At 54.0% G+C, this 22,320-nt stretch carries 20 protein-coding genes and 1 tRNA gene; 12 read left to right on the top strand and 9 right to left on the bottom strand.

Annotated elements, in window-relative coordinates:
* Positions 1-17: 17 nt before the first annotated feature.
* From MKY86_RS09035 to MKY86_RS09025, 3 genes are all read right to left on the bottom strand, one after another.
* Positions 18-1,070, bottom strand: coding sequence for an LLM class flavin-dependent oxidoreductase (locus MKY86_RS09035; RefSeq protein ID WP_076086793.1), 1,053 nt, complete (start codon positions 1,068-1,070; stop codon positions 18-20).
* 161 nt (positions 1,071-1,231) lie between these two features.
* Positions 1,232-4,162: an insulinase family protein gene (locus tag MKY86_RS09030; RefSeq protein WP_076086796.1), complete on the bottom strand. Its 2,931-nt coding sequence runs from the start codon at positions 4,160-4,162 to the stop codon at positions 1,232-1,234.
* Between the two features lie 132 nt (positions 4,163-4,294).
* A complete protein-coding gene (locus MKY86_RS09025) occupies positions 4,295-4,660 on the bottom strand; it encodes a DUF4180 domain-containing protein (RefSeq protein ID WP_076086799.1) in 366 nt (121 codons plus the stop codon).
* A 99-nt stretch (positions 4,661-4,759) separates the two neighbouring features.
* Here MKY86_RS09025 and MKY86_RS09020 point away from each other — a divergent pair, with 99 nt between their 5' ends.
* On the top strand, positions 4,760-5,113 hold the full coding sequence (locus MKY86_RS09020) for a VOC family protein (protein WP_340826717.1): 354 nt from the start codon (positions 4,760-4,762) through the stop codon (positions 5,111-5,113).
* Between the two features lie 400 nt (positions 5,114-5,513).
* Here MKY86_RS09020 and MKY86_RS09015 read toward each other — a convergent pair.
* Both MKY86_RS09015 and MKY86_RS09010 read right to left on the bottom strand, forming a co-directional pair.
* Positions 5,514-5,586: transfer RNA gene (locus MKY86_RS09015), tRNA-Lys, on the bottom strand.
* Between the two features lie 145 nt (positions 5,587-5,731).
* A complete protein-coding gene (locus MKY86_RS09010; RefSeq protein WP_076085158.1) occupies positions 5,732-7,039 on the bottom strand; it encodes an APC family permease in 1,308 nt (435 codons plus the stop codon).
* Positions 7,040-7,258: 219 nt separating this feature from the next.
* On the opposite strand from MKY86_RS09010, the gene MKY86_RS09005 reads away from it, so the two are divergent.
* The 4 genes from MKY86_RS09005 to MKY86_RS08990 are packed head-to-tail and all read left to right on the top strand — an operon-like array spanning position 7,259 to position 11,077.
* Positions 7,259-8,452 carry a serine hydrolase domain-containing protein gene (locus tag MKY86_RS09005; protein ID WP_076085064.1) on the top strand — a complete coding sequence of 398 codons (1,194 nt, stop codon included), beginning with the start codon at positions 7,259-7,261 and terminating at the stop codon, positions 8,450-8,452.
* On the top strand, positions 8,452-9,270 hold the full coding sequence (locus MKY86_RS09000; RefSeq protein ID WP_076085067.1) for an ABC transporter permease: 819 nt from the start codon (positions 8,452-8,454) through the stop codon (positions 9,268-9,270). The genes MKY86_RS09005 and MKY86_RS09000 overlap by 1 nt, the downstream gene beginning before the upstream one ends.
* 32 nt (positions 9,271-9,302) lie before the next feature.
* Positions 9,303-10,085: an ABC transporter permease gene (locus MKY86_RS08995; protein ID WP_076085070.1), complete on the top strand. Its 783-nt coding sequence runs from the start codon at positions 9,303-9,305 to the stop codon at positions 10,083-10,085.
* A complete protein-coding gene (locus MKY86_RS08990; RefSeq protein ID WP_076085073.1) occupies positions 10,085-11,077 on the top strand; it encodes an ABC transporter ATP-binding protein in 993 nt (330 codons plus the stop codon). The genes MKY86_RS08995 and MKY86_RS08990 overlap by 1 nt, the downstream gene beginning before the upstream one ends.
* Positions 11,078-11,197: 120 nt before the next feature.
* Here MKY86_RS08990 and MKY86_RS08985 read toward each other — a convergent pair whose 3' ends face one another.
* On the bottom strand, positions 11,198-12,265 hold the full coding sequence (locus MKY86_RS08985) for an ABC transporter substrate-binding protein (protein ID WP_076085075.1): 1,068 nt from the start codon (positions 12,263-12,265) through the stop codon (positions 11,198-11,200).
* Positions 12,266-12,512: 247 nt separating this feature from the next.
* Between MKY86_RS08985 and MKY86_RS08980 the strand changes: the two genes are divergently transcribed.
* From MKY86_RS08980 to MKY86_RS08960, 5 genes are all read left to right on the top strand, one after another.
* On the top strand, positions 12,513-13,619 hold the full coding sequence (locus tag MKY86_RS08980; RefSeq protein WP_076085078.1) for a FecCD family ABC transporter permease: 1,107 nt from the start codon (positions 12,513-12,515) through the stop codon (positions 13,617-13,619).
* Complete coding sequence (locus MKY86_RS08975; protein ID WP_076085081.1) at positions 13,619-14,386, top strand: ABC transporter ATP-binding protein; 768 nt, start codon at positions 13,619-13,621, stop codon at positions 14,384-14,386. Before MKY86_RS08980 ends, MKY86_RS08975 begins: the two co-directional genes overlap by 1 nt.
* Positions 14,387-14,532: 146 nt before the next feature.
* A complete protein-coding gene (locus MKY86_RS08970; RefSeq protein ID WP_340826716.1) occupies positions 14,533-15,087 on the top strand; it encodes a sigma-70 family RNA polymerase sigma factor in 555 nt (184 codons plus the stop codon).
* Complete coding sequence (locus tag MKY86_RS08965) at positions 15,084-15,935, top strand: hypothetical protein (RefSeq protein WP_076085084.1); 852 nt, start codon at positions 15,084-15,086, stop codon at positions 15,933-15,935. Before MKY86_RS08970 ends, MKY86_RS08965 begins: the two co-directional genes overlap by 4 nt.
* Before the next feature lie 343 nt (positions 15,936-16,278).
* Positions 16,279-17,421 (top strand): asparaginase, encoded by a 1,143-nt coding sequence (locus tag MKY86_RS08960; protein WP_076085087.1) that lies wholly within the window; start codon positions 16,279-16,281, stop codon positions 17,419-17,421.
* Between the two features lie 171 nt (positions 17,422-17,592).
* On the opposite strand, the gene MKY86_RS08955 is transcribed toward MKY86_RS08960, so the two are convergent.
* The 3 genes from MKY86_RS08955 to MKY86_RS08945 are packed head-to-tail and all read right to left on the bottom strand — an operon-like array spanning position 17,593 to position 19,997.
* Positions 17,593-18,318: an ABC transporter permease gene (locus tag MKY86_RS08955; RefSeq protein WP_076085090.1), complete on the bottom strand. Its 726-nt coding sequence runs from the start codon at positions 18,316-18,318 to the stop codon at positions 17,593-17,595.
* A gap of 12 nt (positions 18,319-18,330) precedes the next feature.
* Positions 18,331-19,083, bottom strand: coding sequence for an ABC transporter permease (locus MKY86_RS08950; protein ID WP_076085093.1), 753 nt, complete (start codon positions 19,081-19,083; stop codon positions 18,331-18,333).
* Positions 19,080-19,997: an ABC transporter ATP-binding protein gene (locus MKY86_RS08945; protein WP_076085096.1), complete on the bottom strand. Its 918-nt coding sequence runs from the start codon at positions 19,995-19,997 to the stop codon at positions 19,080-19,082. The genes MKY86_RS08950 and MKY86_RS08945 overlap by 4 nt, the downstream gene beginning before the upstream one ends.
* A gap of 164 nt (positions 19,998-20,161) precedes the next feature.
* Between MKY86_RS08945 and MKY86_RS08940 the strand changes: the two genes are divergently transcribed.
* Together MKY86_RS08940 and MKY86_RS08935 are read left to right on the top strand one after the other, a co-directional pair.
* On the top strand, positions 20,162-20,875 hold the full coding sequence (locus tag MKY86_RS08940; RefSeq protein WP_076085099.1) for a response regulator transcription factor: 714 nt from the start codon (positions 20,162-20,164) through the stop codon (positions 20,873-20,875).
* Positions 20,875-22,257: a sensor histidine kinase gene (locus tag MKY86_RS08935; RefSeq protein WP_076085102.1), complete on the top strand. Its 1,383-nt coding sequence runs from the start codon at positions 20,875-20,877 to the stop codon at positions 22,255-22,257. Before MKY86_RS08940 ends, MKY86_RS08935 begins: the two co-directional genes overlap by 1 nt.
* Positions 22,258-22,320: the final 63 nt, after the last annotated feature.

The following is a 22,320-nucleotide window of genomic DNA, read 5'->3' as shown; positions in this document are numbered from 1 at the left end:
TGCCTAAGCTCGTAACGTCATTCGACTTGCTTCAACCGCTTAATTCCCTCCCGCACCCTAGGCGCTACCTCTGTCCCGAAGAGACGGATGGCCTGCATTACCTGAGCATGCGGCATGGAGCCGTGCGGGACATGCAGCAGGAAGCGGGTGATCCCTACATGCTCGTAGAGGTGGATGATTTTGCGGGCAACTGTGTCCGGGTCGCCCACATATAGAGCCCCGTCAAAGCTGCGGGCAGCATCGTAATCCGCACGTTGATACGAAGGCAGCCCTTTCTCCACCGCCCGGATATTCGTCCGCGCATGTGTAGACGGGAAGAAGCCCTCTACCGCAAGCTCGTCCGTCTCCGCAACATAACCATGAGAGTGTGAGGCAATCGGAAGCTTGGACACATCATGACCGGCCTTGGCCGCTGCCTCCTTATAGAGCCGTACATGCATGGCATAATCGGAAGGATTCACATTGCCGATAATCGCCAGAGCAAAGGGCAGGCCCAGGGTACCCGCACGGACCGCAGACTCCGGAGTTCCCGCACTCGCAATCCATACCGGCAGCGGATTCTGCTCCGGACGCGGATAGATCTCCAGATTCGTTATGGCCGGACGGTGCTTGCCGCTCCAGTTCACCTTGCCGGGCTCCCGCAGCTTGAGCAGCAGGTCCAGCTTCTCGTCAAACAGCTCTTCGTAGTCCTTCAGATCATAGCCGAATAGAGGAAACGATTCGGTGAACGAGCCCCGGCCCACCATAATCTCGGCACGGCCGCCCGATATTCCGTCCAGTGTTGCGAAATCCTGAAATACCCGCACCGGATCGGCTGAGGACAGAATCATGACTGCACTGGTCAGGCGGATTCGGGTCGTCAGCGGTACAGCCGCCGCCATTAGCACAGCAGGCGATGAAGCTGCAAAATCAGGCCGGTGATGCTCACCCACGCCGTATACATCCAGTCCCACCTGATCCGCAAGCACGATCTCCTCCACCACTTCGCGCAGCCGCTCCGCATGGCTTAGAGTCACTCCGGTATTCACATCAGGCGTTGTCTCGACAAAGGTGCTTATTCCAAGTTCCACGCATTGTTCCTCCTAGAAGTCAGTAATCTTTATATTCTAAAACTAAATAGTCAAATATTCAAAGAAAACTTTAACCCGCAGCAAACAGGGCGCCCCGGCTGTGTCAACAGCTCTTGAGGCACCCTATTGTATGTTAGCTGGCTAATCGTAGCCGCTTCCGCTTATTTCACCAGCTCCTCCAGGCTGCCAAAGGCGCTGGAGGCTGATTTCAGCTTGGATTCGCCTCCGACGACACAGAAGTAATTCTGCTGCGTTACCGCCTCAAGCAGACTGGCATAGCTCCTGATATCCCCGGCTGTGGCCGACAGGATTTCATTACGCTCCTGCTGAAGGTCTTCCGCCGTAATCTGCTCGAAATAATGCCGGTCCGCCTGACGGCCTGAAGCACCGGGACTCAGCGGCTGGTCCAGCATGGCCAGGGTCCCGATAATCGCCCTCTCCATCTCCGCTTCATCTGCTGCATAATCTCCGGCAAACAAGGAAGCCCGGTCATAGACCTCCAGCGTCTCCAGCAGGTTCGGATCGCGGTAGGAAGTGAACAGGAGTACCCCGTCGCGGCGCAAAAGCAGATTGCCGCCATACGCACCGCCCTTGACCCGGACCGTATTCCACAGGTAGGTCAGGCTGAGGATCTTCTTGAGCACCTGCAGCTTGCCAGAATAGGCGAAGCCCAGCTTCTTATAGTCATAACCTTTGACTACATACTGTACCTGGCTCGCGGACATGAAGCCTTCGTTGACCGCCTGCCCCTGTGCTGATAAGAGCGGCTGGGACTCTACTACCCGTCTGCTCAGGTTCAGCTCCTGCACATGTGCGGCGAATTCCGCGTACGAATCCGCCGTACCGGTGATGGAGAGCGTCAGATTCTGCGTATTGAACAACAGCCCGCAGATTTCCTTCAAGGTATCTGCAAGCCCCTCAGCCTGCTGGTCAATGGTGCGGGCCAGCTCCTTGATGAAGCGGTAATACGCCACGCCGCTAAGCTGCTCTTCGTACATCCCCCGATCCGAGAAGTAGGACAGCACCCGGCTGGCTGCAATCTCATTGCCTTTCTGGGTCAGCGTCGCTTCCATCCCGGAGGCTTCCCGGCGGACAATCTCCTGCAGCTTGGACAGGTTATCCAGATTGCTGCCGTAGAGCAGCTCATGCAGCAGCTTCAGGGAACCGCCGATGTTGCCCTGCATGACCTTGATCCTCGCGCTGAATTTGGCCTGATAGCTTCCTTCCGCAGACTTCCCGGCTCCGAACACCTCATTCTGAAAACGGATGCCGCCCGTAGTAATCCCGATCTCACTGGTCAGCTCCTCAATACTGTAGGCTTCCGTCTCCAGCTGTCCGAGCACCCTCGCCAGCAGCTCCAGATAAGGAATCTGCTGCGCGGCAAGCACGCTGGTGTCCCAGTACAGCTTGATATAGGCGATGGCACCGGCAGCCACTTCATGATGCAGCACCTTAATCCCGCCCAGCGCAACCTCCACTGTGGGTACCCCGGCCGGGGCAATAGGGTTAACATCCTGGAGGGTCAGCTTCGGCAGCTTCTCCAGCTCCTCTGCGGGGTCTGGAGTGTTCTGCCGGGCCAGCAGCTTCTGCGTGCTAAGCACCAGCTCATCCAGCTGTGCCGGGGCCAAAGACGCTTTGTATGACGCCAGACGGCTGCGGGTGGCCGCATCCTTTTCCCCCGCAAGAGTCTGAGAGGGCTGGAGGACAACGACACTACAGTGGTTACTGTTCAGCAGGTAGGTCTCAATCAGGCGCTCGAAATACCGCTCGCCACTTTGCTCACGGATCGCCGTAATCGCTGCTTCATACTCCAGATACGTGGACGGCAAGCCGTCATACAGCCAGGCCTTCATCACTTCCATGTTGTAGGTGAGACCCTTCGGATATTGGCTGAAATCGGCTTCCCGCAGTTCAAATTCCTTGCTGTTCACCGCAGCCAGCACCAGCTTCTCGTCCAGTCCGTCCGCTGCAAGGCGGCTTAAGGTAGCTCTGACGAGATTCACGAATTCTTCCTTGACACCGGGGTTGGAATGCGTCAGTGCAATACCCAGCATAGGCTGAGCCATGCTATCCGAATAAAAAGCAACCACATCCTTGCCAAGGCCGCTCTCCAGCAGCGCTTGCTTCAGCGGGGCGGCGTTGCTGTCCATCAGCATGCTTTTCAGAATGGCAAAGGCCAGATTGAGCTCCCGGTCCAAAGAGGTGCCCATTACATAATTCAAGCTCAAGTATGTCTTGTCGGCAGCCGTTTCCGTCTCCAGAATGGGATACTCCGCCGTAAGCTGGGTCATGCCGGTCGATGCCTGTAGTGCAATCGAAGTATCCATAGCCTTGCGGGTATAGCGGCTGAGGTATTCCTCATGGATAAACTGCAGCCGTGCTTCGATATTCAGGTCGCCATAGAGATAGAAATAACTGTTCGAGGGGTGATAATAATTCCGGTGCGCCTCCAGAAACTGTTCATAGGTCAATGCAGGGATATGCTGCGGATCACCGCCGGAGGAGTGACGGTAGATCGTACCCGGGTAGAGCGATTTTTTGATCCGGTCAATCAGCACCGTCACCGGCGAGGAATACGAGCCCTTCATCTCATTGTAGACAACGCCCTTGTAGATCAGCTCATCTCCGGAATGCGGCAGCTCATAGTGCCAGCCCTCCTGCTCGAAGATCTCCGGCTGACTGTAGATATTCGGCTGAAAGACGCTGTCCAGATAGACCTCCATCAGATTGGCGAAATCCTGGTCATTCTGGCTGGCTACCGGATACATCGTTTTGTCGCCAAAGGTAAAAGCGTTCAGGAACGTCTTCATCGAGCCCTTCAGCAGCTCCACGAACGGTTCCTTTACCGGGAATTTGCCGGAGCCGCAGAGGACCGAATGCTCCAGAATGTGAAACACTCCCGTGCTGTCCGCAGGCGGAGTCCGGAACGTGACACTGAACACCTTATTGTCATCCTGATTCTGTACATAGAGCAGCCGTGCGCCACTCTGCTGATGCTCCAGCGTGTATACGGAGGATTCGATTTCCCGTATGTACTCCTTGCGTATGACTTCAAACCCGGAATAGACCTCACCTGATATTAAGCTGCTCATAACTTTTCCCTCCTTGGTTCAGGGCTGCCCTGATTCCATGAGCTTATCATATCCGGGGTTTCCGGTTCCACTACCGGTTGTATAGAGGCCGGACTAACGAATTGGAGTCTCCTGCTCTGACGCTACGAAATTCTAGACCCGACTCAACCGCTCAACCGCATGCTGCTCATCCGCTACGAAAAATATATCCTTCCCCTGGTTGCATTCATAGATGAAATCACGCAGACTGCGGCTGGTATAGCTGCTGAAATCACCCGCTACCGCTACCTTCACCTGATAGTTAATGAACTTCTGCAAAATCTCACCGGCCAGCCGAGTCTTTAGGTCGAAGAACTCCTCGCTCAGCAGCGCCTTATGGATCACGATCCGGTCACAGTCGGTCTCATAGCGTACCGTTGCCATAAGATCCAGTGCACTCTGGACATCAGACACCACGGCTTCGTTGCCGCTCACTACAGCGATGATCGTGCCGCCAGCTTCTATAGTTGTTATGTTCATTGTTATAACCTCCTGATCGAATATGTTAAAATATGCGGATAGCTTATCTTAGCAGCAATTGAAATATACAGCAAAGGATGGATTATGATGGAGCTCACGATGAATTGGATTACACTCAGGGTACGCAATCTGGAGGCCTCCCTTGATTTCTATCAACGGATTCTAGGGCTTCCTGTGGAGCGCAGATTCGAGAGCAGAGGGAAACAGATCGTCATGCTGGGGATAGAGGGGCAGCCCAAGCTTGAGCTCATAGAGGGAAGTGATCCGCCGTTGAAGCCGGAATGCGGAGTGTCTGTAGGGTTCGAGGTCGGGTCGCTGGACGAGGCTATGGCGGAGCTTAGCAAGGAAGGAATCCCGGTAGCCCGCGGCCCCATCGCGCCGAATCCCAGCCTCCGCTTCTTCTATATCCTGGACCCGGACGGCTTCGAGGTGCAGCTTGCGGAGCATATGTAACGGCGTTCGGATGGGCTTGCTATCCACGGACTAGCACTAGTGTACCTGATTTGCTGATTTAACCTGCGATTGGGCCGAATGAGATGCATTAGTGCTCCTCATTTGGCCCACGCGCCTGCATGTGAACAGAATGTATGCTGTTTTCCACATACATTTGGCCTATATACCGCTGTACCAGCCGTTTGTACTCGGTTTTTAGCATACATTCAGCCTTTTACCGATGAAATTAGATACACTCCTGCTCTCTCGGCGACCCTTCAGCCCCATTCAGCAACCAAGTCACTCTACGAATCATTCAAAGAGCTCTTTTCTACAAATGTAGACTCACCTTGTCCACAACAGGAGGAATTATAATTTCCTGTACAGCAAAAAAACGGCATTTCTGCCGTTTTTTAAGGGATGGACTCTCAGGGGCTCGAACCCTGGACAAATAGATTAAGAGTCTACTGCTCTACCAACTGAGCTAAGAGTCCGTATGGTGTCTATGTATGATTCTTCTAGACGATGATCTCTAAGCTGACTGCGTCCGCTCAAAAGTACTTTCATAGTATACTTTTTTGAACGGGCGCTGTCAACTGTTTTATTAAAAGTTTCTCACACCCGGCTATGAACAGCTGTCTACACGCGATTCTTCCGCATCATCACCACATACACGGGGAGTCCGGCAAGCGTGATGCCTATCCCTATAAGTGAGCGCAGCGGATCACTGATGATCGTGCTGGCCAGAATATAGAGTCCTCCTGCTACGCCGAGAATCGGGGTGAACGGATAGAGCGGCACACGGTAGCGGCCCTGCTCGCGCGGCAGCTTCCTGCGCAGAATGAATACGCCGAACACGCCCATCGTGAAGAAGATCCACAGGACAAACACCAGCAGATCGGTCAGCGTATTGAAGGTCCCGGAGAAGATATAGATCACGGCCAGTATACTCTGAAAAACAAGCGCATTCGCCGGTGTCTGGAACTTTGGATGAATGCTGCTCAGCACCCGGGAGAACGGAAGCTGTCCCCGCTCCCCCATCGCCTGCGGCACCCGTGCTGCGGTCATGAGATAACCGTTCAGTGCACCCAGCACAGAGACAATAATGCCTGCCGTAATAAAGGCTCCGCCGCCGCTACCGAACAGCGCCTCTGCTGCATCGGCACCCGGAGTCAGGGACGACACAATCTGGTCATAGGGCAGCGCCTGGAACACCGCAATATTGAACAATACATACACGGCGATGACAAAAATAACACCGATCGAAATGACCTTCGGCAGCGTCCTGGCCGGGTCTTTGATCTCTCCCGCCATATTGGTTACGCTGATCCAGCCGTCATAAGCCCAGAGTGTGCCGAGCACTGCAGCCCCGAAGCCTGCACCCGCAGCCGCTGTACCGATGCCGCCGAAGCCGGGAGCCAGATCCGAGAACAGTCCGACGCCCACAATGCCCGCCACCGGAATCAGCTTTCCAACCGTGGCCACCGTCTGAATGATCCCGCCGAACTTCGTCGCTATAACATTCATCAACAGAATGAAGCCCAGAATGCCCACGGCAAGCAGCTTCTGCTGCCATGCATTCAGCGGCAGAAAGTAACCGGAATAGGTAGCAAAAGCAATAGCAAGCGCCGCCACAGAAGCCGGATAAGAGATCACCGCCTGCACCCAGCCGAGCAGATAGCCGAATATCCCTCCGTACAATTCACTTAAATAAGTATATAGGCCTCCCGACTTCGGAATGGCCGCAGCGATCTCCGCCACACTAAGCGCCGAAGCCAGGGTAATGATCCCTCCAACACCCCAGGCCAGAATACTCATCCACGGGCTACCCGCATTATTCAATACAATTCCGGGCTTCAAAAAAATCCCCGATCCGATAATCATCCCGACCACCAGGGCCAGGGCTTGCATGAACGTAATACTTTTGGTTAACAGCTTTGTTGTCATGATGTGATTCATTGTCCTTCCGTTCTGTGAAATATTTATCATGCTTTTATTTCTCTATTTGTCCTGTTCACCCCTCTTTTTGAGCCGGAGAAATTGGTTATAAACCAAACTCCCCATTGTAACTAACACTATATGGAAGATATACTGAAGCCTGGGCGTATTTCCCTGGGCATAGCTGGTTCGCTCAGCGCCACAACCTTCGAGGAGGCATATACCTTTATGCTGTACACTCCAGGCATTACCGACTGCTCACCGGCAGAGGTGAATTATGACGCTACAAGAATCGGGGTATTGCATACCCACTTCCAGCAACTGATCGATGACAAAAAGATTCAAGCCGCCTCATATTGTATATCCAGATACGGCAAGACGTTCATGCACGGCGCCATCGGCCCCCTCTCCTACCGCGAAGAGCGGACGGAGCCGTTGTTGCCGACTACCGTTCATAGAATTGCTTCAATCACCAAAGCCATTACCTCCGTGGCCATAGCCAAGCTTGTGGAGGATGGCGTGCTCCGGCTGGACCTTCCCGTCGGCACTTTTCTGAAACCGTTTAACGTGGAGCCTTTTGCCAAAATCGATATCTACAGCCTGCTTACCCATACCTCCGGCCTGTTCCCCGACTGCGCGGGCAGCATGATTCCCTATCACAAAAGCTATTGGCAGCTCATCGGCGAATACTTCGACAGCTACAGGCCGGAGGACGGGGAGCCGGACTGGATCACCGCCGCGCTGAGCTGCGGCGTGAATAAGAAGGTAGGCGAGGAATGGCAATACTGCTCCTTCGGCTTCTGTATTCTTGGCGAGATTATCAAGAAGGTGACTGGCGTTACCGCCGAGCAGTACATAGAGGAGAACATCCTGAAGCCGCTCGGCATGAGGGATACGATGTGGGAGCCGACGTCGGAGCTGGCGGGGCGCTTCATTATCCGCAACGAAATGCGGGAGAAGCAGTTGAATGAGCTGGCCCAAGGCATCCAGCCCGAGGTCTCTGCTGCAGAAAAGCTGTGGGAGACGGTATCCAGCACCGGCGGAGGGCTGTCCTCCACACCGGCTGACCTGATCCGCTTCGCCAACATGCTGCTGGGCATGGGCCGACTGGGCGAGACCCGCATTCTCGGCCGCAAAGCCGTCGAGAAGCTCACCACCCGTACACTCTACGGGGTTCCCGACTACTGTTGGGGCAATGATGTCAAAGACCGGAGCTACGGCATTGGACTGGATATGCGGAAGGGTCCCGCCTTCTTTTACTCCGAGGGCAGTTATTTCCATGAAGGAGCCGGAGCCTGCTGTATGGTGATGGACCCTGCCGAGCAGCTTGCTGCGGTATGGTTCGTGCCGTTCAAGGACGATAACTGGTACGCGGAGGCGTTGTTCAATGTCACCAATATTATCTGGTCAGGCGTGATCTGATGAACCGTCTCAAGCATAACTGGAGGATCTGCCGCTCCGTAGCGGCGGTAACCTATAAGGAGTGGAGTGCCTACCGCACCCACTCCCTGGTGTCCGTAATCGTCGGTCCTGTCTATTTCATGGTGCAATATTTCATCTGGACCGCAGTCTATGGAGGGCAGGCTACACTGGGCGGGCTTGATCTCCAGCAAATGATCCGCTACTTCGGGGCAACGGCGCTGATTGGCTACCTGATCATGGATTTCGCCGACTGGAATCTGTCGATGCTTGTCCGCACCGGCAAGTTTCTGACCTTCCATCTGCGTCCGGTCGATCACCGTTCCTTCGCGCTGTTCCAGAAGCTCGGACACCGCTTCCTCGGCTTCGTGTTTGAATTTCTGCCGTGCCTGCTGATTTTTATCTTTATCTTCGGCATCGATATGCGGCCGGCAAGCCTGCCGTGGACCATAGTGTCCGTGCTGCTCGCTTTTCTGATGAATTTCTATGTCAACTATACGATTGGCCTCACCTCCTTCTGGCTGGTGCAGTCAGGGGGCATACGTAGCGCGTTCATGCTGGTGTCGGGGATTTTCTCAGGTGCGCTCATTCCGCTGGATTTCTTCCCGCACTGGCTGCAGGTGACCCAGTTGTTCCTGCCATTTCAATACATTGCTTATATGCCTGCCATGGTGTTCACCGGCCATTATTCACTCGGCGGCCTGGAGTTATCCATCCCGGAGGCTGTCGGCATGCAGGGAGCGGCTGTGCTGGTAATGTTCGGGTGCAATGAGCTGGTCCGCCGCCGGGCCATGAAGCAGTTTACCGCGGTCGGCGCGTGAATGAATGCCCCGAAGAAAGGAACATTCTTGACATGAAAAGGTATGTAGATGTATACAAGCAGTGCATGTACTCCGCCGTGCAGACGGCTTCGGCTTATAGGATGAACTTCATCGTCAGCAGTCTGATTACCCTCATCGGTAATATACTGTTTCCGCTGGTGACCCTGCTGATCTACCGGGCAGGCACCAGCTTCCCCGGCTGGAGCTTATACGAGGTCTTGTTGATCCAGTCCGTATTCACGATGTCCAGCGGCCTCTCCAGCCTTGTCTTCGGAGGGGTCATGTGGACCACCATGTCGCATGTCCGGGAGGGCAGCTTCGAGGTAGTGCTGCTTAAGCCGCTGAATCCGCTGTTCTACCTTGTGGCTACGACCTTCTCCACCGAAAGTGCCGGGCTGTTCCTGGGCGGCGCGGCGTTATTCGTGTTCTCCGCCTGGCATGTAGGCGCGATTCCGGCCTTAGCCTGGCTGCAATTCGCAGGCATGTTCTTCGCCGGAACGGCAGTCCTGGCCGGATTATCACTGATGATGGCGGCGATGTCTTTCAAATGGGTCGGTAATTCGCGGATTTCTGAACTGGCAGACAGTGTACTGAGTGTCGGCAAGTATCCGCTGCCGATCTTCCCGAAGGCGGTGCAGGCGGCAGCGACGATGATCATTCCAGTGGGCATGGTCGGCTTCCTCCCGGCCTCGGCGCTGCTTGGCCGGGTAGGAGCCAGTGATTTTGCAGCGATACTGCCCTGCTTTGTCTTTCTCTGGGCAGGCATTTGGGTCTACCGGCACATGATCAGATTATATGAGGGGGTTGGCGGCTGATGCCGGTTATAGATGTGAAGCATTTAACGAAGACATACACCACTTATAAGCGGGGCGCAGGCATGGGGCAGACCTTCAGGAGCTTCTTCAAGCGTGAAGAAGTCTCGGTCCAGGCTGTGAACGATATCAGCTTTGCCATTGAGCAGGGCGAAATCTGCGGCATGCTGGGGCCTAACGGGGCCGGCAAATCGACGACCATCAAAATGCTCTGCGGCGCACTCTACCCGACAAGCGGGGAGATTTCGGTCCTCGGCTATTCCCCGGCCCGTGACCGGAAGCGGTATGTCGGTAAAATCGGAGCTGTCTTCGGCCAGAAATCCCAGCTCATCTGGGATATTCCGCCCGTCGACAGCTTCAATATGAACAAGGCCATCTACGGAATCTCCACCCCGGATTTCAATCATCGGCTGGAGGAGCTCGCGGCGCTGCTGGAAATCTCCCAGGTCATTGAGAAGCCTACCCGGGTGCTGTCGCTGGGCGAACGCATGAAATGCGAATTCGTCATGGCCATGCTGCACCAGCCGGACATCCTGTTCCTGGATGAGCCGACGATCGGGCTGGATGTGATCGCCAAGGTCAAGATCCGCGAATTCATCCGCCAGATGAACAAGAAGCTGAATATGACCTGTATCCTTACTACCCATGATCTGGAGGATGTGGAGGAGCTGGCGCACCGGGTCATCGTCATTAACCATGGCGAGAAGGTGTTCGATGATTCGCTGCAGCGGCTCAAAGTCTTTCTGGGAGAGAAGAAGCAGGTCAGCTTTACCTTTGTAGAGTCTGTGCAGAACACCCCCTTCGACAACGATTACACCAAGGTGGTTGAGCGGCCGTCAGACTTCCAGGTTACGCTGGAGGTGGACACCGCCCGCATCTCGATCAGCGATTTTCTGGAGAATATCTCCCGCAAGCACGGCTTCTCGGATATTTCGGTCAAGGAGCTGCCAATCCAGCAGGTGGTCATGAATATTTATGAGAGTGCACAAGCATAAACCAACAAGCAGCCTGAAACGTCACTTTTACCGTGACCGCTCAGGCTGCTTGTTTTTCAGGTGTTTATTAGCACTTATGGACAAAGTAACGCTTATCATTAACCATTAGGCAGCTTCGTCTTACTTGCTGGCAGCCAGCTCAGACTCAAGCTTCTCCGCCCCGTCAAAGATGGAATAGCTATATCCCCAGAACTGGTTGAAGTCAATCTTATAGATCGCTTTGTTCTGGATTGCCTTCAGACTCTGCAGTGACGGATCGGCATAGAACGCTTTTATCGACTGGTCAGCATCAATACCGCCTGTGTACACCGAGATCAGCAGGACATCCGGGTTGGTGGCGATTAATTGCTCCTTGCTGATCTCACCGGTCACATCCGCGTAGCTGTTGGTCAGTCCAAGCAGTCCCAGCACATCTCCCGCAAAAGTATCCACGTTCCCGCTATAGACAGCGATTGCGCCGTTGCCTCCATCAGATACATAAGCGAAGGTCTTGGCGCCTGTGGCTGCCGCCCCCTCCTTCAGCTTCGCCGCACGCTCCTTCAGCTCTGCGATGTAGGCATTGGCCTTCTCCTGCACATCAAAGATCTGGCCGAGCTGTTCAATATCCTTGTACAGGCTGTCAAGCGTTGCCCCTTGCAGACTGGTGCTCTGCACGAAGGTCTTGATGCCCAGCTCATTGAGTCCGCCTACCGTCCCTACTCCCCAATCCGCATCCGCGAACAGGCCGCCACGCCCCATCACCAGATCCGGACTTGCGCCTACAACCAGCTCTTTGCTGGCATAGTCCTGGGAAATCACAGGAATCTTCTTAAACTCTTCCTGAACCGCCGGATCACCTGCACCGTAGAGAGCCGCTACTCCGACCATTTTGTCGGTAAGCCCCAGCTTAATCAGCAGCTCCGCCGCACCTTGGGTATTCGCTACTACCTTCTCAGGAGCCTTATCGAAGGTCTGCGCTTTAGCCGTCCATTCGGTGCCTTCCCCATTATTCGTGTGGTTTTCTATCGTGAGCGGATATACAGTCTTCGCAGCCTGTGCAGTCTCCGCCGTTGCGGGACTGGCCGATGCAGGTGCAGCCGTTGCCGCCGCGTCCTTCTCATTGCCTGTAGCGGAAGAACAAGCCGCCAGCATGACCGCCATCACCAGAACCGCCAGCAGCGGTACATATCGTTTGAATATTTTCTTCATTCTTTGAGTCCCCTTTTCTGTATGTATGTTAGTTATCCTGCGGGTAGGGCATTAAGCCCATAGCCTTGCAGGGGATACCTCCGTAGAATATAGAAAGTTGGACAGCATGTCAATGAGAATTATTATCATTGACAATCGTTCTCAATATCCTTTATATTTAAAAACATGTTACGATATTCTGCTCACAGTGTCTTCTGATGAGTCAGTCCATACTAATCTTTTAATGTAAAGGAGCCTTCCTATTGTCATGCATACCGATCTAGCCGTACCTTCACAGCCTAAGCAATCTCTCATTCATTCCCGTTACGGCTTCATGGCTGTTATAGGCGTCCTGTTCATTATCACCCTGCTGTCTGCCGGGGCTGCGGTCTCCTTCGGCCAGGTGGACATTCCTGTCTCCCAATCCTACCGGATTCTGCTTCATCACATCACAGGCATCCAGATTGGTGATATGCAGGAGCTGACGAACGGTTCTTTCGTTGATATTATCTGGAAAATCCGCTTTCCGCGTGTCCTGATGGCGATGTTCATCGGCGCCGGACTTACGCTGTGCGGGACGATCATGCAGGCGGCGGTACAGAATCCCCTGGCTGATCCATACATACTCGGTATTTCCTCCGGCGCTTCGCTGGGCGCAACCTTCGCCATCCTGATCGGCTTCGGCTCGATGGGGCTGCTCGGCCAGTCGGGAGTCGCCTTTTGGGCTTTTGCAGGGGCGGTTGGCGCTTCTCTGCTGGTCCTCACACTTGCCAGTGCGGGCGGCAAAATGACCTCCGTCAAGCTGGTGCTCGCCGGGATGGTCATTAACGCTCTATGTACCGCTTTTGCCAACTTTATCGTCTATTTCGCCAACAATGCCGAAGGCATCAAGACGGTGACCTTCTGGACAATGGGCAGCCTGGCCGCCTCCAGCTGGGACAAGCTGCCGCTGATCTCGGTCACCGTCCTCCTCGCCGTTATCCTGTTCCTCTCGCAGTTCCGTGTGCTGAATGCCATGCTGCTAGGAGATGAGGCGGCGGTTACGCTGGGCATTCATCTGGGTGCCTACCGCAGAGTCTACATGATTCTCACAGCGCTGATTACCGGCGTTATGGTAGCCAGCTGCGGGATGATCGGCTTCGTGGGACTGATTATCCCCCATCTGGTGCGGGGACTGGTAGGCTCGGACCACCGCAGGCTGCTGCCGGCGTCGATTCTGTTTGGGGCGATCTTCCTGATCTGGACGGATGTCATTGCCCGGACCATCGTCCCGAATGTGGAGCTGCCGATCGGGATCATTACCGCCCTGATTGGAGCGCCGATGTTCATGTACATGCTGATTAGAAAAGGCTACGCCTTCGGAGGGAAAAGCTGATGAATCTGAATGTTGAACGGTTAAGCGTCTCTTTCGGTGAGGCGAAGATTGTGCAGGAGGTCTCGCTGAGGGTTCAAAATAAACAATTCGTCGGTCTGATCGGCCCGAACGGCTGCGGCAAGTCGACGCTGCTCAAAAGCATCTACAAAGTCATCAAGCCCAGTCAGGGAGAGGTCTTCCTCTCTGAGCTTAATGTGATCAAGTCCAGCCCGAAGCTTGTCGCCCGGAAGCTGGGCGTAGTCGGCCAGTTCAACGAGCTGAGCTTCGACTTTACTGTACGGGAGATGGTCGCGATGGGCCGGACGCCCCACAAGGGCATGCTGGAAACCGACAGCCAGCAGGACGCTGACATTGTCTCGGCCGCACTCCGCAAGGTCAATCTGGAGGGGTACACAGGCCGCAGCTATAACTCCTTATCCGGCGGCGAGAAACAGCGTGTCATTCTGGCGCGTGTGCTGGCCCAGCAGCCGGAATTCATGATCCTGGACGAACCGACCAACCATCTGGATATCAAATACCAGCTGCAGATTCTGAATATCGTCCGAAAGCTGGATATCGGCATTCTCGCCGCCCTCCATGATCTCACCCTAGCCGCTGAATACTGCGACTATCTGTATGTCATGAAGGAAGGCCGGGTCGCGGCCAGCGGAGCCCCTGAGGATATTCTAACGAAGGAATTAATCCGCGAGGTCTTCGATGTGGAGTGTGAGACCTACCGCAATCCGGTCACTGGAGCGCTGGGCATCGCCTATCTGGAGACAAAGTAATCCTTCGGGACAAATGGAAACGGCTTTGCCGTCCTTTTAAAGGACGGTACCGTTTCAGCGAGAAGCTTCTACAGCCTGCGGCTCTGTGCCCGCAGGTTTATTCTTTTTGCAGGATGTTGAAACTATTTTCACCCCTTGAGGGTCTAATGGTCAATCAAATGCTTCAAGAATCCAATAAAGGAGTGAAAGAACTGAAAGCCCAGCCGCAAGTATACCAACCATTCGCTGAACAGCTTCAAGACTGCCGGAACAACCTGTTCCGCAAGGCCTACTGTTATGTTAAAAACGAGCATGAAGCGCTAGAAATTGTCTCGGAGGCTACCTATAAGGGGTATCTTGCGTTCGGACGGATGAAGACACCGCAGTATTTCGAGACCTGGATGACCCGGATTGTCATCAACACCGCTATTGACCATCTTAACCGAAACAAACGGGTGACTTACATGGAGGATCACCCGCAGAGCTATACTGGGGATGAGCATGCAGTTCCACTGGAAGAGAAGCTGGATCTGTACCAGGCTCTGGACAGACTGTTGCCCGAAGAGAAGGCTTATATTATCCTGAAATTTTTTGAGGATCTGCGCTTCAGGGACATGGCGGACATTCTGGAGCTGCCGGAGAACACCGTCAAGACCAGGTTCTACAAGATAATCGGCAAACTGAAGGCTCACTTAAAGGATGGGGAGGTCGAGGGAATATGACAGGAAAAGACCGCTATGCACAGATTGAAATTCCCGCACAGCTTGGAGACATTCTGGAGGCAGCGCAGAGAAAGGCAGTGGCCCGGAGAAGAACAGTCCGGCTGAAACGATACAGCTCGCTGGCCGCAGCCATCATTGCCTGCCTGCTTGTCGTTAATATTCCCGATGTAGCAAACGCCCTGTCTAAGGTTCCCGTAGTCGGGAGCATCGTGAAGGTGCTGCAATTCGGGACTGGAGGCGAGCGTACCGACGGAGCTGCCGTGAGCACCGTTACTGCAGAGGATACCGTCCGCATTGTATTCGATCAGGAAGGCGATACAGCCGCAAGTGTACCTTCCTATACAGTCGACCAGAGGGAGGCTCCGGACCGTCTGATCTTCACCTTTAACGGTGTCCGCAGCTTCGATTATGATGCGCTGGAGCAGGATATCCTGGCCTCTCCGCTGGTCAGTGATGTGTATAGAAATATCATTCTGGATGATTCCGCCATGCGGTTCGTGGTTGAACTGAAGGAAGGTACCCGCCATACCCTTACCGAGTACAGCAATCCGGGTACGCTTGAGCTGAAGCTGACAGCAGAGGGCAAGGCCCCTGCATCTAAGGAAGTCTACTATGTACGCAGTGAAGGAATGCCTCCGGGAGAATCACTGGCTATCCTGGAAGAGATCTATCTGGATGACGATGTTACCTTCTTGAAGACAGCCTCTGGTGATTTCGCTGCTGTCATCGGCGGCTTCACCACTCGTGAAGAAGCTGAGCAGAAGCTTGCTGAAATCTCTGCGCGCGAGGATTATACTGGGGATCTGCGTGTGGACAGCTGGATGAGCAATGGGCATCCGGACGATTAACCGCATTCCCACAGGCAGGTTGTGAAGCAGCGGCCGCTTTTCATGCTTTACCCCATCCACTTTTTAAGGAGGGGCCAGACATGAAGGCGGCCTTTTTGTGCGGCAATTGCAGCTCCAGATGAAATTCCCTCTATACACCTGATGGGCGATCGCTCATCGTTACGGACTTATATGTAATGTATGTGTCATTTATATGTTTTGTATATTCACATAAAATTAATTTTTATTAAATTTTTATGCATATTTATGAATTTATTTTACATAAAAGTAAAATTATCATTTTGACAATTATGAAAAATGTCATATATACTTACACAGAAATCAAATTAAGAGGAGGTCACTTATGAATCTTATGCACAAAAGAAGTCTAAGTCTCTTTACCGCTCTGTTGGTTCTCTTCACCATGTTATCCTTCCCTTCTATCACGAAGGCCGCCGAAGTCACCACACCCGGGAGAATTATTCCCAATGTCGTAGTGGTCGGTGTCGGAGGAACCATTACCTCCACTTCTCCTTCCAGAGAGCTGTTTCAGACGTATGGCACGCCAAAGGTATCCATTAATGAAATTATCCAAAGACTACAGCCCGAGCTATCCAAAATAGCCAATGTCACCAGTACAGAGCTAAGCAATATCAGCTCTGCGCAAACCACTTCCAAGGACTTATACAACCTTACCATCGCTATTGACAAGGAACTGGCCAACCCGGCTGTTCATGCTGTAGTTGTTACTACCGGCACCAACATCATGGAAGAGTTGGCTTACTGGACCGATCTCACCGTCCGCAGCCCGAAGCCCGTTATCTTCACCGGGTCCATGCGACAATCCAATACGATCTCCTTCGACGGAGAAGCTAATCTGCTGAATGCCATCCGGCTGGCTGCAAGTCAGAAAACCAGTTACTATGGTACAGTTTTGATGATGAATGATGAATTCTTTGCAGCCAGGGAAGTTACCAAGACGGATGCGCTGCGCCTGGATACCTTTGACGGGGGCCGGTACGGCGCTCTGGGAACGGTAGACGAGAACCGGATTCGTGCGGTTCGTGCGCCAGCCCGCGTCAGGGATGCCGGAACAGAGAAGTGGAAAACTCCTTTTGATCTCAGTACGATCCAGCCAGAGGATTTGGCTAAGGTTGATGTTGTATACAGCTATACAGAAGCCTCCGCTGCGCCCATTACAGCCTTGGCTAATGAAGGAGTTAGAGGGATTGTAACGGCGGGCCATGGTGCCGGCGGGATCTCTACCGCGCAGCAAGCAGCCCGTACGGCGGCTATCGAGAAGGGTGTTCTATTCGTAAGCGCTACGAGAGCAGGCTCAGGGGCAGTATACGACACTGGCGCCAAAGGTATCATCGGTGCAGGCGATTTACTCCCGCAAAAGGCAAGAATCCTGCTTCAGCTGGGCCTTACCTTCTCCAAGGACCAGGAGCAGATCCGTCAGTGGTTCTCTACCATTGGAATGCCGGATTACGATATGAGCAAATAGGACAAGTGGAAAAGGCTTTGCCGTCCTTTAAAATGACGGTATCGTTTCGGCGAGAAATAGAAGGATAATATATAGCGTGAAACATATACATTATATTTCAAAAAAAGATAAGCGGAGGCCCCCGGCCTCCGCTTACTGCTGCTTAATGCTTTTACACCTGCCCGCCACGCATCAGCCTATATCCTTATATCTCAATCTGCGGATCGACCAGACCGATAGAACTACGAGGTACACTCCATTCATCAGGAAGAATAGCAGATTCTCCATAGCCGTCAGTCCGCGCTGGGTAAGCACGCCCATGCCAATGGTCAGCAGCGAATATGGGAACAGCAGCCCCAGCTTGAGCACATACAGGCCCAGCCCGACAAAAACCGCACATAGACTGATTCCGATCGGTGTGGCAAAGCTGCGGATACGGATGGACAAGCCGAGCTGCAGGGCAGCAATACTCAGCGAAGCCACCCAGCCGCGCAGGGTCCACAGGATGATGTCCATTGGAAAATCCCCCGTCAAAGACAGCATCTGTCCTGCTGCCCAGTACATTAGAAGGAATAGCGCCTGCGCTCCCGCAATCAGCACGCCAACAATAACAAGCTTGGCTATAAAGAGACTGGTTATGGATACTGGAGCAGCCAGGATCATGTTCCAGTTCCGGTTCACATGCTCCAGCCTGCAGACAAAGGCGCAGCAGATGGCAATCAGAATCGGCAGGAAGAACTCTCCATAAAATAAGCTTACCTGAGTCCATAAGCTATACCACTCTCCCTGCAAGGCCTCCCGGTTCATTACAAAATTAGCACAGCCGATCATCAGGCTGACCACAGGCAGACTGACCAGCACCAATCCCATCCGCGAGCGGCGCAGCTTGGGCCATTCGGCAGCAACACTTCTAAGCATAAATTCTCCTCCTTAGACCGATTGTTTGGAGACATGGGTATTCCCGGCAACATACAGAACCAGTGTCAGTATCAGAGCTGCACTTAACTGAATCAGAGGCATGCTTCCGGTAACATAGGTTCCTGATGAAGCCTTATACACATAAGTCACCGGACTGAGATCCAGATAATAGGACCAGACGACCAACTGCCGGACAGCGGCAGGGAACAAGCTTGCGGTCGTCCCCAGGAACCCGCCCAGCATGCCAAGACACAGGGCAAATGCCTGATTCTTCACCGCCAGCGATATCCATTGCTGCATCGCAATAATCAGCAGACTGGCGATCAGAGTACCCGCAGTGAACTGCAGCAGCAGGCCTGCCGGAAGCGGTTCTGCGAGTCTATGGAACATGCCGAAGCCGGTAATAAAAACAACCTGGGCCAGAATGCCGTAGAGGATCAGACTTCCGGCACAGACGAATTTGGCGGCATACACCGTCTGGCGTCCGACAGAAGTGGTCATCAGCATTTTCCAGGTATCCCCTTTATGCTCCATGTCGCAAATCCTTGACACTACAATCGCCGACAGAATCGGCAGGAACAGCCCGTTCATCGACGAGAGGCTGAAAATCAGCGCTTCCCAGGTGGCATTGTCCGCACTCCGCGAGATCGAGATGCTCATGGACATGGCCGCCCAGCCCAGCTCGGCGGCCAGAAAGAGGGTCAGCATCGCCCATACCTTTCTCCGCCGGATTTTGTAATATTCCAGGAACAAGGCTTTCATCACAGGCTCCGCTCCTTTCCGGTGAGATCCAGGAAGATATCCTCCAGACTCTTCCTCGACTCCACGATCCGGCTCACAGCAATCTGGCCGGACACCAGAATCTCATTGACCCGGGCCACCTCAGAGTCCGGCATGGCGCTGAACACCAGCTGCTGCTCCTGCATTATGGGCCTGTACCCGTGCTCCGACAGTATCCGGACTGCCCGGGCGGGATCATTGATCCGAAAGTGAACCGCCGCCCGGTTCTGCGCCTGAAGCGCAGCCATGGCCCCCTGGAACAGCAGCTTGCCGTCACTGATGATGCCAACCGAGGTAGCAGTCTGCTCAATCTCCGACAACAGGTGGCTGGATACCACAATCGTCATGTCATACTGGGCAGGCAAGGATTTAATCAGCTCCCGGATCTCTCCGATCCCCGCAGGATCTAGCCCATTCGTAGGCTCGTCCAGAATCAGCAGACTCGGGAAAGCCAGCAAGGCCATAGCCAGACCCAGGCGCTGCTTCATTCCGAGTGAATACTGCCCGGCAGGCTTGTGCCGGTGATTGTCCAGCCGGACAATCTGCAATACCTTATCAATGTTTTTGGCAGGCAGGCTGCGCAGCCGCTGCATGACTCTCAGATTCTCAAGGCCCGTCAGATGTCCGTAATAGGAAGGCGACTCAATCAGCGAACCCGTCCGGTTCAGAATCTCCAGCCGGTGGTTCCGCAGCTCTTGGCCGAACAGTTTAACGGTTCCTTGGGTGGGTTGCACCAGTCCCAGCAGCATCTTGAGCGTAGTCGTCTTCCCTGCTCCATTCGGACCGAGGAAGCCGAAGATCTCTCCCTGCTGCACCTTCAGATTTACTTGATCCACCCGGGGCGTTCCCCCATAGGTTTTGGTTAATTGTCTTGTCTCAATAATTGGATGAGTGTTCATAGGTTTTCAGTTCAGCTCCATTTCTGTCAAGTTGGCTCTTGCTTCCTAGCATAGAGGCCTTCTCTTGCTCCAGGCTGAAGATAACCTTACGCCTACCTTAAATACACCGGTACCTCCCATTCTTCACCGCCTGATCGTGTATACTAATTCATGGGTGATGACGATTGAATAACATGAAGAACCGCAAAATAATGATCGTTGAGGACGAGCCAAAAATACGTGAGATGATCGAGCTCTTTTTACGAAAAGAAGGATATTACCGCATCTATGCGGCTGGAGATTATAGCAGTGCCCTCGCCATGTGCCGCCAGGAAAAGCCGGATATCGCCATTCTGGATGTGATGCTGCCGGACGGGGACGGGTTCTCGCTTCTCTCCGCCATACGGACCTTCTCCGATATGCCGGTACTCTTCCTGTCGGCACGGGGCGAAGATGAGGACCGCTTGCTCGGGCTGGGCCTGGGAGCCGACGATTATATCGTCAAGCCTTTTCTGCCGAGGGAGTTAATGCTGCGTCTGAGCGCTGTGCTGAAGCGGGTATATGCCTCGCCGATTCCAGAACGGCTGCCTGTCTTCAGGTCAGGTGAGCAAGTGGTGGATCTGAACAGCGCTGTGGTACGAAGAGACGGCCAGGAGCTGCCTCTGACGGCTAAAGAGCACGCCATTCTGATCAAGCTCTATGAGAACCGCGGCCGGATTGTGACCAGCGATGCTCTCTGCCTGGCGGTATGGGGAGATGACAGCTACGGGTATGAGAATACCTTAATGGTGCATATGCGGCGTATCCGCGAGAAGATCGAAGCCGATCCCTCGAAGCCGGTACAATTGCTGACGGTCAGAGGGCTTGGGTATAAGCTCTTGGTGCAGGAGGCGCTCTAATGGACAGCGCGGTCCGTATTTTACGCAAATTCGTAGGTTCTACCCTGCTGGTCTCTACGCTTCTGCTCCTGTTCAATCTGATTCTGCTGGGTTCCCTGATCTTCAAGGAAACGCATCAGGAGGCTTCACCGGAAAAGGTTGTGCGGGAGATATCATCAGCTCTGCAAGGGTCTGACGGCAAGTATTCCCTTAATCCCAAGGGGGGTGCCCTGCTTCAGCAGAACCGGGCCTGGGCTATGCTGCTGAACGCGGAAGGCAAGGTGACATGGAGTGAGCAGCTGCCTCCGGAGATTCCGCACGCTTACAACATCGTAGAGGTGGCGAAGTTCTCACGCTACTACTTGCTGGAATATCCTGTGTATATCTGGGAGCATCCAGAAGGACTTATTGTCGTAGGCTATCCTAAATATTCATATGAAAAATATCAGCTCGGATACATGACGGACTGGCTGCGCTCCCTTCCCTTAAGAGTGCTGCTGCTCCTGATCTGCAATGTGGTACTGGCCGTGGCCCTCTCCTTGTTCATCGGCACCCGGCTGATCCGCAATATCCGGCCCCTGATCAACAGCATTCATGCCCTGGCCAAAGACAAGCCGGTTAACCTGGAGACTGCCGGACTCTTCAGTGATTTGTCCGAGAGCATTAATTCGGCTTCCGCTACCCTGCAGACCCGGAGCTCGCAGCTGAAATCACGGGATGAAGCCCGCTCCAACTGGATCGCCGGGATCTCCCATGACATCCGCACCCCGCTCTCGATGATCCTGGGCTACGCGAGCAATCTGGAGGAACAAGACAACCTGACCGGAGAGCAACGCCAGCAGGCTGCCATCATCCGCCGTCAAGGCGAGCAGCTAAGGTCGCTGGTGAGCGACTTGAACCTCGTCTCTATGCTGGAGTATGACATGCAACCGTTGCAGCTTAAGCCGGTACGCTTATCCGCTCTGGCCCGGACCGTGGTATCCGACTTCATGAATAACGGCCTGGAGGAGCGTTATTCACTGGACCTGTGCATTTTGGACGAGCGCCTGCAAGTGATGGGCGATGAGAAGCTGCTCTACCGTGCAGTAAGCAATCTGGTCCAGAACAGCATCCGGCATAACCCGGATGGGTGCGGGATTGTGGTTAGCATCCTCCGCAGCGGGGAAGACTCCTGTTTCGCCTTGTCCGTATCGGACAATGGTCAGGGTGTTCCGGCGGAGCACTTGCCGGAGCTGATCCTGCTGCCTTACTCCGGGAAGCGGACCCGCCCCGTCCGGCAGGGCCACGGGCTTGGCCTTCCGATGGTCGCCCGCATTGCCGAAGCCCATAAGGGCAAGCTTGTTCTGGAGAGCAGCGCCGGCCACGGACTGCGGGCCACCCTGCAGTTTCCCCCTTTGGCGTGAAGACGGATTGGTAACGAATGGAAGAACCTCTTGCGGCGCAAGAGGTTCTTCCATTTAGGCTAA

The organism is Paenibacillus sp. FSL R7-0333, assembly GCF_038000365.1.
Lineage (GTDB): Bacteria > Bacillota > Bacilli > Paenibacillales > Paenibacillaceae > Paenibacillus_AQ > Paenibacillus_AQ silagei.
Note: the sequence above shows the minus strand (reverse complement) of the source record. Positions and strands in the feature narration are given on the sequence as shown.

Excerpts from the sequence above, each read along its gene's own strand:
- MKY86_RS09030 (WP_076086796.1), bottom strand. The coding sequence starts at position 4,162 with ATGAGCAGCTTAATATCAGGTGAGGTCTATTCCGGGTTTGAAGTCATA.
- MKY86_RS09025 (WP_076086799.1), bottom strand. The coding sequence starts at position 4,660 with ATGAACATAACAACTATAGAAGCTGGCGGCACGATCATCGCTGTAGTG.
- MKY86_RS09020 (WP_340826717.1), top strand. The coding sequence starts at position 4,760 with ATGAATTGGATTACACTCAGGGTACGCAATCTGGAGGCCTCCCTTGAT.
- MKY86_RS09010 (WP_076085158.1), bottom strand. The coding sequence starts at position 7,039 with ATGACAACAAAGCTGTTAACCAAAAGTATTACGTTCATGCAAGCCCTG.
- MKY86_RS09005 (WP_076085064.1), top strand. The coding sequence starts at position 7,259 with ATGCTGTACACTCCAGGCATTACCGACTGCTCACCGGCAGAGGTGAAT.
- MKY86_RS09000 (WP_076085067.1), top strand. The coding sequence starts at position 8,452 with ATGAACCGTCTCAAGCATAACTGGAGGATCTGCCGCTCCGTAGCGGCG.
- MKY86_RS08995 (WP_076085070.1), top strand. The coding sequence starts at position 9,303 with ATGAAAAGGTATGTAGATGTATACAAGCAGTGCATGTACTCCGCCGTG.
- MKY86_RS08990 (WP_076085073.1), top strand. The coding sequence starts at position 10,085 with ATGCCGGTTATAGATGTGAAGCATTTAACGAAGACATACACCACTTAT.
- MKY86_RS08985 (WP_076085075.1), bottom strand. The coding sequence starts at position 12,265 with ATGAAGAAAATATTCAAACGATATGTACCGCTGCTGGCGGTTCTGGTG.
- MKY86_RS08980 (WP_076085078.1), top strand. The coding sequence starts at position 12,513 with ATGCATACCGATCTAGCCGTACCTTCACAGCCTAAGCAATCTCTCATT.
- MKY86_RS08975 (WP_076085081.1), top strand. The coding sequence starts at position 13,619 with ATGAATCTGAATGTTGAACGGTTAAGCGTCTCTTTCGGTGAGGCGAAG.
- MKY86_RS08970 (WP_340826716.1), top strand. The coding sequence starts at position 14,533 with ATGGTCAATCAAATGCTTCAAGAATCCAATAAAGGAGTGAAAGAACTG.
- MKY86_RS08965 (WP_076085084.1), top strand. The coding sequence starts at position 15,084 with ATGACAGGAAAAGACCGCTATGCACAGATTGAAATTCCCGCACAGCTT.
- MKY86_RS08960 (WP_076085087.1), top strand. The coding sequence starts at position 16,279 with ATGAATCTTATGCACAAAAGAAGTCTAAGTCTCTTTACCGCTCTGTTG.
- MKY86_RS08955 (WP_076085090.1), bottom strand. The coding sequence starts at position 18,318 with ATGCTTAGAAGTGTTGCTGCCGAATGGCCCAAGCTGCGCCGCTCGCGG.
- MKY86_RS08945 (WP_076085096.1), bottom strand. The coding sequence starts at position 19,997 with ATGAACACTCATCCAATTATTGAGACAAGACAATTAACCAAAACCTAT.
- MKY86_RS08935 (WP_076085102.1), top strand. The coding sequence starts at position 20,875 with ATGGACAGCGCGGTCCGTATTTTACGCAAATTCGTAGGTTCTACCCTG.